At 60.2% G+C, this 1,136-nt stretch carries 2 protein-coding genes; one reads left to right on the forward strand and one right to left on the reverse strand.

The features are described from left to right. Positions 1 to 665 (reverse strand): MobQ family relaxase (mobQ, locus tag GOB86_RS15505; RefSeq protein ID WP_165993552.1); only part of this gene is annotated, 665 nt, incomplete at its 3' end. 96 nt (positions 666 to 761) lie between these two features. Here mobQ and GOB86_RS15510 point away from each other — a divergent pair. Continuing rightward, a complete protein-coding gene (locus GOB86_RS15510; RefSeq protein ID WP_184382779.1) occupies positions 762 to 1,121 on the forward strand; it encodes a conjugal transfer protein TraD in 360 nt (119 codons plus the stop codon). Positions 1,122 to 1,136 lie beyond the last annotated feature (15 nt).

Below are 1,136 nucleotides of genomic sequence, written 5' to 3' on the forward strand. Positions count from 1 at the left end.
TCCGCGTCCTCGCCCCGCTCTTCCCGACGCATGCCGGCCGGACCGATCTTGTTCTGCGGCTCAAGATCGATCCCCTGTGCCACGAACGACCGATGATCGATCCGCACATCCAGGTCCAGCTCGGCCAGCCGTTCATTGGCGAGCGACGCCCATCGCCCCCGCCATGTCAGCAGGAGTTCTTTGTCATTCCACGAGCGTTCTTTCGCACCAAACCCGTTCTCGTCCACAGACCGCGTGGACAGCATCACATGGGCATGCGGCTTCGCCAGTCCGTCTTCGCCAATATCCCAATGCACATTGAGATCGGCCACCATGCCGCGTTCCACGAACTGCTCCCGCACGAAATCCCGTGCCAGCGCGATCCCCTGCGCCTGGGTCATTTCGCGCGGGATTGAAAACTCCACCTCGCGGGCAAGCTGGGCATCCTTGCGCTTCTCGATCGCCTCGACCTCGTTCCATAGGGTCGCACGATCAAGAAACCGTTCCGGCGCGCCATCGGGCAGCAGGATCTCGGAATGCACCACGCCGCTCTTGTTGGAAAAGTCATGGTCGCGATCTAGCCGCAAATCATGCAGGCGGGACGCTGCACGATAGGCTGCCGCCGCCACGGCGCTCCGACCAGTGGCACGGCTGATGACCTTTGCATGCAGGTGATAGATCGCCATGGACGCGATCCTATCACATCCCTTAAGCGCACGTCACGCAGTGACGTATAAGCGCGCACTCATATTTTACTGCGCCGCAAGAACTGATTGCTCTAGATAAGTGACGCGGTTCTCGTCTGTGTGGTAGAGTATGGCACAGACCAGCAGGATAGGGGATCGAAAATGCGCAAACCACGGGACATTGATGCGGAACTGAAGGCGCTTCAGGAAAAGGCGAAGCAGCTTAAGGCGCAAAGAACCCTCCAGCTCGGTGAACTGGTCGAGGCGACGGGAGCCGATACCCTGTCGATCGAGGCGCTGGCCGGTGTACTGCTTGCGGCTATCGAGCAGGCGGACGGCAAACCCGAAGCCGTCGCGAGGTGGACCGAACGGGGGACGGCGTTCTTTCAGACAGGCGGGAAAAAGGGCAACCGGAAAGGAACCGGAAACGATCAGAGCGGAGCTTCTGGCGCTTGAAAGACGGATCAGGAA

Source organism: Acetobacter lambici (assembly GCF_011516885.1).
Lineage (GTDB): Bacteria > Pseudomonadota > Alphaproteobacteria > Acetobacterales > Acetobacteraceae > Acetobacter > Acetobacter lambici.